Annotated in this window: 2 protein-coding genes; one reads left to right on the top strand and one right to left on the bottom strand. The window is 62.1% G+C overall.

The features are described from left to right. Positions 1-4,014: autotransporter domain-containing protein (locus GGR30_RS23125; protein ID WP_183491633.1), on the top strand; the 4,014-nt coding region annotated here is incomplete at its 5' end. A gap of 449 nt (positions 4,015-4,463) precedes the next feature. On the opposite strand, the gene GGR30_RS23120 is transcribed toward GGR30_RS23125, so the two are convergent. Then, a partial coding sequence (locus tag GGR30_RS23120) for an autotransporter domain-containing protein (RefSeq protein ID WP_183491631.1) occupies positions 4,464-9,312 on the bottom strand: 4,849 nt, incomplete at its 5' end.

The following is a 9,312-nucleotide window of genomic DNA, read 5'->3' as shown; positions in this document are numbered from 1 at the left end:
ATGACGGTGAATGTCCAGGGCAATGCCCAGATCTACAACATCTTCCAGTATGGCGGTACGCTGACGCAGACACCGGGAACAATCTTCTCCGTCGCTCCGACGATCAACGGATTGCCGGGGGGAACGAATAGCAGACTCGAGGTCGTTGCCCCGGGACTGGGACCGAGCGCAACGCCCGGGGTTATTCGGCTCCTAGTCTATGATGCCAACAATGAGATCGCCCAATACTGGAACGGCGGCGCCCCGCCGCCCTATGATGGCGGCCTTGTCGGCGGCAGCGGCACCTGGATTGCAGGCCTTGCCAACTGGACCGATCAGAACGGAGCAAACCCAGCAGCATGGGCCAGTTCCTTGGGCATTTTCGACGGAACCGGCGGCTCCGTCGTGGCAAGCGGCACACTCGGCTTCGACAGACTTCAGTTCGACGCAGACAAATATTCAATCGAAGGCGGAGCGGGCAATGCGCTGACGCTCTCGCCTTACTCCGCCGGCAGTGGCGTGATGACGGTCACCAATGGCGGCCACACTGCGGTCATCGGCGTCGATATCGGCAACGGCAATAATTACAGCGCTTCAGGCTCCGGCGCCGTGGTCAGCACACTGGAAAAAAGAGGCGCCGGCACGCTCGTCTTCACAGGCACCAAATCCTATACCGGCCTGACGACGGTGTCCGAAGGTACGCTGCAGCTCGGCTATGGCGGCCAGGCCGGCGGCCTGACCGGCGGTGCCACGGTGGTAACCGGCGCCCGCTTTGGCGGCGTCGGCAGTGTCGGCGGCGATGTCGCGATCAATACGGGCGCCACCCTTCTCGGCGATCAGAGCGGCACGCTTGCCATTGCCGGTGACCTCGCCTTCCAGACGGGAACCACGTTGCAGATCGGCTTGAGCACGCCCTCGGCGACGCCGCTTTTCACCTCGAACACGCTGACGCTCGGCGGAGTTGGCGCGACAACGATCAACCTCGACGCATCGGGCGCGCAAAGCGGGGTCTATTCCCTGATCAACTCGGCCACGGCACCTTCTGCCCCCAAACCCGAAGATCAGTTTGCGCTGGGCAGCAATATCCCGACCGGCAGTTCCGTCACCTATACGCCGGTCGGCCATGTCTATCTGAACCTGGCAGGAAGCGGCCCGTCAGGGCCGGCCTTTGTTTACTGGGACGGCCCGACAAAAAGCGGCATGGCTCCCATTTCGGGCGGAGACGGCGACTGGAACGTTTTCGACGCCAACAACACCAACTGGGGCGATGCCGACCCTCCGACCGCCCACAGCGACTGGAGTCAGGGCGACATCGCGATATTTACCGGCAATGCCGGCACGGTCAATGTTGACACCAATAGCGGCGCCAATCCAGTCGAGGCGGGCGGGCTGCAGTTCGCCACGAAAGGCTATGTCATTGACGGCGACATGCTGACGCTCACCTCCGTAAATCCCGATAATCTTGCCGAAATCGCGGTCGGCCCGGGATCAACGGTCTCGGCGACGATCAATTCCGTTCTTGGCGGGACTGCGGGCATCAACAAGACCGGTGCGGGCGAGATCATCCTTGCCGGCGACAACATCTATTCGGGCGGAACCATGCTGACGAGCGGCGTGGTGTCCGTGTCCAGGGACGTCAACCTCGGCGCGCCCTCGGCAGGCCTTGCTTTTGCCGGCGGCGCGCTGAAGGTGACGAAGAGCTTTGAGACCGGCCGGGCCATGACCATCGACAAGCATGGAGGCACGATTGATGTCGCAAATGGCGGCGACACGCTGACCGCCTCCGGAATAATCTCCGACGAAACCGGAGAAACCGGATCACTGCAGAAAACCGGCGCGGGCACGCTCGCGCTCTCCGGCGACAACACCTATTCCGGCGGCACAGCCATTCGCGAGGGCACGGTCTCCATCGGCAAGGACCAGAACCTCGGCGCGGCGACCGGCGGCGTGCTGCTCGATGGCGGCCGGCTCTCGACCGCATCGAGCTTTGACACGGCCCGTACGTTCGAACTGACCAGCAAGGGCGGCACGATCGACATCGCGGATGGAGCCGACACGCTGACGGCGACAGGACGTTTCGTCAATGCGACCGGCCAGACCGGCGGCCTGACCAAGACCGGCAACGGCACCCTGCTGATGGTCGACGACAATACCTATACCGGTCAGACAACCATTTCCGGCGGTACGCTGCAACTTGGCAACAACGGGGCATCGGGCGCGCTTTCGGGGGATGTCGCAGTCGAAACCGGCGCTCATTTCAATGTGCTGCGCTCGACGGACTGGGCCTTCAACGGCGTCTTGTCCGGTGATGGAAGCTTCGGCCAGTTGGGTGCCGGCACGACGACCCTCACCGCCGACAGTTCGAAATTTGCCGGCGCCACCACCGTCAACAATGGCGGGCTCGCCGTCGCCGGCAAACTCGGCGGCATGACGACCGTCAGCGAAACAGGACTGTTGAGCGGCAATGGCTTGCTGGAGCGTGTCGCCGTCATCAAGGGCGGCAAGATCACAGCCGGCACGGCCAACAGTATCGACACGCTGTCGATGGACACGCTGAGTTTCACGCCGGGTTCCGGGCTTTACGCCAATGTGGTCTCGAAGAGCACGGACGAAGGCGTTGAGGCCAGATCCGACCTGCTTGAAGCCAGCGGTGCGGTTACCGTCGCGGGCGGCCAGGTCACGGTCGATGCCCAAGGTGCCTCGGTCGTCGACGGCACGACGGTGACGATCGTCTCCTCGTCCGACAGCGTGACGCGCAGTGATGGTGATGGAGACGGCACGGCGGGCTTCGATACCAATGTCGCCTCCACCTCCGCCTTTGTCGGCGCCGAGATCGGCTACACGGCCAACACCGTCTTCCTGACGCTGAAGGACCTGACCAATAACGGAACAACGCTCTGCATCCCCGGCCTCACCGCCAATCAGTGCAACACGGCCGGTGGCATCAACTCGCTCGGCCCCAACGATCCGTTGGTCAAGATCATCAAGGGCCTGCCGAAGAACCAGCTCGGCCCCTCGCTCGACCAGCTTTCCGGCGAGGGCTATTCGTCCATCGCCTCGGCCATGGTCGACGACAGCCGCTATGTGCGCGACGCCACCAACACAAGGTTGCGCCAGACCTACCGCGATCCGCAGAAATCCACCGCCTCGCTGGCGAGCAATTATGCGGCGGACGACGGCTCGGCCCCGACGCTTTTGCAGGAAGCGCCCGGCACTGGCGCCTGGATGACGGCCTACGGCTCCTGGAACGACTACAAGGCCACCGGCACCACCGCCGGAATGAAGAACAATGTCGGGGGCGTATTCATCGGCGCAGACATTCCGGTCTTCGACACGTTGCGCTTCGGTGCGGTGGCGGGCTATGGCGGCAGCAGCTACGATATCAGCGGCCGCCGCACCTCGGCCACCAGCAATGACTGGACAGTCGGCCTTTATGGCGGCGGCGACCTCGACAATTGGGGGGTCAACTTCGGCACCGCATATACCTGGCACCAGATTTCAGCCGATCGTCAGGTCGCCATTCCGGGGCTGAGCGAACAGGAGAGTGCCGACTACAATGCTGGCACCTACCAGGTCTATGGCGACGTCGACTACATGTTCGAACTCGCTTCGAATTTCAATGCCGGGCCCTTCGCCGATGCCGCCTATGTCTACCAACAGACTGACGGCTTCACCGAGCAGGGCGGCATTGCCGCACTCAGCCGCGCCGGTTCCACAATGAACACCGGCTTTACCACGCTTGGCCTTCGCACCAGCTACGATCTGGAAAGCGAAATCTTTAACGGCCAGTTGGTCGCATCGGCCGGATGGCGTCGGGGCTACGGCGATCTCGCCGGCATCGGCTCCCTCGCCTTTCCAAGCGGCACGTCTTTCGATGTCACAGGCGCGCCGATTGCCAAAGACCAGGCCGTGTTGAATGTCGGCCTTCAGACCTCGATCAATGAAAGCCTGGACATCGAGGTCAACTATATCGGCCTGTTCGCCGAGGACTACCAGAGCCAGAACGTCGTAGGGCGCCTCAATCTTCGCTTCTGACGCGTCCTTGGCAAAGAACCGGCCGACCGAAGAACACCCTTCCCCGTCATCGGGGAAGGGTTTCGTTAATCGTGTTAGGGTCATCCGAAGCTTCTGTCCGGCGGACCTGGAAACAGAATCGCCAATTATTCTTTCCCTTCCGCCCTCTTTCAGCCAGAACGCTGGCGGTTCATGCGGATGCCCCCTGAAAGCACGCTGCGCAAGTCCTTTTATCCCGTCGGCGTTCTGGCGGCCTCTCGCTCGCAGGACCGCGACTCTGCCAGTCGCCCTCCGTTGGACGTGCGGGCGATCAAGCGTGTGAGCGATGCGGCGAGAAGAGGAATTGACGGCATAGAGACGTCTTCAACGACAAGACGCCGGACGGCACCGCCCGGCGTCTTGTCGTTTCGCTTTGCGCCTTTCTTGCCGAGGGGTTGCGGGAGGCCCGTCTCCGGCCTCCCGCAACCGTATCAGAAGCGGATATTCAGGCGCGCGGTGACGTTCTGGCTCTGGTTGCCCCCGCCAAACTGACCGGTATAGTTCACGCCAACGCTCACAGTGTCGGAGAACTCGGTATCCCAGCCGATGCTCAGAACCGCCTGGTCCTCCGCGAGCGGCGTGCCCGTAACCCCGAAGGGATCGGAACCGGCGAAGGTGAACGCCGCCTTCGGATCGAGATCGCCGAAACCGTGACGCCATCCGGCAGAGGCCGAAAGCCGGTTCTGATAGCCCCCGAGGTCAAACGCCCATGCGCCCCGCAGGCCAACCGTCGTGAAGCCGGTATTCATCGTCTGGCTCTCATAGGACAGCGCCGCAAGCCCGCCCGTTTCCGAAAACGCATCGGAGTGCTGGTTGATATAGGCCGCATCGACATAGGGCTCCAGCGTGAAGCTGTCCGTCACGTCGAAGCCATAGCCGAGCCCGCCATAGACCTGGAACGTGCCCGCGTCATAGCTGCCCGAAAGGTGGTCGTTGAAGGTCGAGGCGAACACGTTGCGGTTCGTCGAAACGCTGTGCCAGGTATAGGCCGTGCCGAAATCGACGCCGAACCCGCCCCATTCGCCGCCGCCGTAAAGGCCGAACGTATAGTCGTCGCTCGTGCCCTTGGCATTGTGCGCATCCACCTTGTAGGTCGACTGGCCGAAGCCGGCCACCGCGCCGAAGCGCATCGAGCCGAAGGCCGCCGCATCCGCGCCGAGGAAGAAGCCCCCGACGGAATCGGTCATCTTCGCCGCCATGCCGCCGCCATCCATGCTCGACCAGGCCCCATAGCCCGCCGTCCAGACCCCGATGCCGCCATTATCCTCCTCGAAGGCGCCGAAGGGGGTGGCAACCGGGCTCGGTTCAGCCGCGTAATTGCTGACCGCCGAAATCCCCGCACCCGTCGAAACCCCGCCGAGCGAACCGCGTACCTGAGAGCCCGTGGCATTGCGAAGATAGCGGCTGCCCGCAACCATCGCCGCATCGCTCGAGGCATAGACATCGCCCGAAAGCTGGCCCAGAAGCCCTTCCAGCTCCTCCTTCTCGCTATTCATCACATCACCGAACAGGCCATTGCCATCGCCAAGTCCATAAACCGCCCCGAGAACATCGCAAGCACTGGGATTCAGGCCCGCACACATATCCGCGAGCAGAGCGGGAACAGCGAGAAAATTGAGAATGTTGGGATTTACTTGGTCCCTTGCGAATACGAACTGATAGCCCGATCTGCCGGTGGGAGCACTCATGCCGTCATAGGTCAGCGTCCCTGCTACGATAATGGGAAAGGCAGGCGGGTTATCGGGTACCGCTCCCGTCACCTTGGTCGACCGGCCATCCGCGCCGAGTTCAATCCTGGCTTCGCCGCTGACGACAAGCTGTGTGTATTCGCCAGTGTTGTAATCGATAAAAGCCATGAATCTGCCGTCACGCTCGATATGCAAACTCTCAGCATTTACAGGTACTGCGGGAAAAGCTCCTGCAGATTCTCCCAGGATGAGTTTTCCGCGTGAATTGACCGTGATATTTCCGAAAGAACCGTAGCCTTGGAGGGTTGCTCCATCTGCCACATTGATTGATCCAAGGAGAGTCGCGGCATGCAATGAACCCGAAGGACCTGTGACATCCAGCGTGCCGCTGTTGACGTTGGTGACCCCGGTATAGGTATTCGCGGCTGTCAGTTGGAGGCTGCCATTTGTCCCTGCATTGAAGTTGAAGGTGCCTCCGCCGCCCATGCCGATCGATGAGATCTGGCCGGCGAAACTCTGCGGGGTCGTCACGTCCCAGTCCCACGTCGCGGCCTGGCCGATGGAAATGTCGCCGGGAACGGCACTGCCCGCGGTTACCCGCAGCGTACCGGCCTCAAGAGCCGTCGCCCCCTGATAGCTATTGTCAGCGGTCAGCACCAGCGTGCCATCGCCGCTCTTGGTCAGTCCGACGCCGCCGGCGCTGGTCATGGAAACACCAATAGTCGCCGTGACCGGATTTCCCGGATTGAGTTGGTTGACACTGATCTCGGCACTGGTGGCGCCCTGCAGGGTAGTCAGGACCAGCGTGTCATTCCCATTCAGGGGCTCAAGGTCGTAGCCGTCGACCTCGAAATCCATGACGGCAACCCTGATTTGCCCGGACGTGAGCGGGGCACTGTCGACATCCACCTGGCCGCCCACGGTTTCGAAAATCGCATAGCCGCCGTTGTACCAGCGTTCTGAACTGTCGCCACCCTGGTTTGTCCAGTTGGTCATGTCGGCGACCCAGGTTCCCTGGCCGCCAGCGACGGAAGGAGGAGCGAGCGGCTGCTGATTGACACCATTCCAGTACTGGTAGGCATCCGGGCCAGCCAGAAGAACCAGCGTGCCGGAACTGTTCACGTCGCCTCTGGTTCCAACACGACGGAAGACATTGCTCTGAATTGCAACGCTCGATGCATCGATCTGACTTGGATTGCCGGTATAGCCTCCGCTGAAGTCGATCAGGGGGTAAGTGCCGGCTGGCAAAGACGGACCGCCCCTGACCGTGACCATCAGCGGGTTGGCACCGGTTATCAAGGTGTCGGTGGAAATCGGTGCAGGGGTTCCCGGCTGCGCCTCTGCCGCGCTCAGCTTCACCGCGATCGTCGCGCCGTCCATAACATTGAGAATGCCGTCGCCAGCGGCAAAATAGGAACCTGGCTCGGGTCCCTCCAGCGTTGCGCCACCGCTTACATTGATGCTACCGCCGAGATGGCCGGTTCCGGTGAGGGTGGCGCCGCGGCTGATCGTCGTCCTACCGAAAAATCCCGGACTGACGCTGTCGAACTCCAGTACACCGCTCGTGACATTGAGACGCGCCGCTCCTCCAATCGACGTCAATACATTGGCCGTGCCGAACGTGACGGTCCCGCTGGTGTTGACCACGAGGGTGGAGGCTACCGCGATCGGTCCTTGAAGCGGAGTGCCCGTAACACCGAGCTGCAGCGTGCCGGCTGAAACCGTCGTCATACCGGTATAGGTACTGGCCGCAGTCAACTCGAGCGTTCCGGGACCATCCTTTTCCAATGCGGTGCCGGCGGTTGCTTCTGCCAGAACCACGCCGATGGTCACAGGCGCCTGGTTCTCATTGACATTGATCTTCACCGCATTGCCGTCAGCGCTTGAAAGCGTGAGCGCGTCACCTGTAAGCGTATAGGGTCCGACATCAAACTCCATCCCGCCAACTTCGATTGCACCGCCCATGGCATCAACCCTGACGGCACCCTGCCGGTCCTCAAACTTGGCAATGGCGCCTGAGAGCCAGGGGCCGTTACTCTGGCCGTTCTGATCGGACCAGACCATCCCACCGGTCCGCGTCCATGTGTTGTCACCGCCAAACTGTCCTGGAGGGTTCTGATCGGGGTTCCAGTATTCGTCCCGCGGCGTGCCAACGTCCAGATAGAGGATGCTGTTGCGCGTCGCGAGTGAATAGGTCGCATTCGGGCGCAGAAAGCTGAAACTGTCGGTATTAGGGTCGGCGCCGACATAAGAAACCAGCGCGTATGATGTACTGAGCGGAAGCGCCAGATTGCCAACAGTATTGACCGTTATGACGCCGCCGGAAGCGGCTGAGAACGCCCCGGTCGTACTGAACAACGGCATCATCGTGTTCGGAGCAGCGCCGTCGAGCAGAACCACCATGGATGTGGTCGCGGCCGCGAAGGTCAGTTGCGAGCCGAGGCCGAGCGTCGTCCCATGCGTGCCCGAGATCGCTCCTGTCGCCTGCACCTCGACCGGACCGCCGAGCGATCCGCTGCCGGACAAGGTTGCTCCGTTCAGGACCGTCGTCGTTCCAAGGAAAGTCTGTGCCGATTGCGAATTGAAATTCACGATTCCAACGCCGGATATGTCAAGCGCCGCGCCTGCCACGCCGCTCAGGGTGTTGGAGAAATCAACTCCCTGCCCCGCCTGGGGCGCGTAGAGTGACAGCGTCCCGCCCGTCGAAACGTTGATACCGCCGGTGACGGATCCAGTGGCGGTTCCCGCGCCGAGTTGCAGGATGCCGGCGACAACGCTTGTTCCGCCCTGATAGTCCTTGTCGCCGGTAAAGAAGATCGTTCCGCCTCCTGTCTTCTTGACGCCGGCGGCGCCGGTCAGGTTGACGGCGATGGTCGCGCTGACCTGAGGGTCGGCATTGAGCCTTGTCAGATTGTCGGAAAAGGCCGATTCCAGCGTGATCTCGTTGGGGCTGGCGCCGAAGAGGACGTAGTCGGTAATACGGAAATCGAGACCCTGGGCCATGATAGCGCCGTTCGTGACGCTGTCGACGGTGACGGAGCCTCCCCCCTGACCGTCAAACACCGCGGTCTTGCTCTGCTGCCAGGCCACGTGGCTTGTGCCGCCGCTGTCTGTCCAGTTCTGGGCCGTTTGATCAGCAGTCCACGTGCCTCCTCCGCCGATGATGGTCGATCCTGCTGTGGTCGTGCCGTTCCACCAGACGCCCGCGCTCGTATTCACGTCATTGCCGGAGCCGACCAGGATCGCGACCCGGTTGCCGACGGACACGACGGTCGCATTGGTGGTGTTGACGTCGATGCCGGTCGAGTTCACATCGATCTTGATGTCGGAGGCTGCGCCGGTGATGACCGTATAATCGATCAGGAAATAGGGATCCTGACCGGGTGTGAGCGGGTTACCGGGAACCAGGACCACACCGGCGGCCGTCAGCGCGCTCGTCGTAAACAGGCTCGGCGCGCCCGCCGTCAGGTTGGCCGCCCTGATCGTCGAGGGACCGATCATGCCGACGGCATTCGTCAGATCAAGCGATCCGAGCGTGAAGATCGCGTCGTTGCCCGAACCGGCGAGGGTTGCGCCGCCCGAGATGGTGACC

The sequence above is a fragment of the Martelella radicis genome, assembly GCF_014196625.1.
Classification (GTDB): domain Bacteria; phylum Pseudomonadota; class Alphaproteobacteria; order Rhizobiales; family Rhizobiaceae; genus Martelella; species Martelella radicis.
This window is presented reverse-complemented; position numbering and strand designations above follow the sequence as displayed.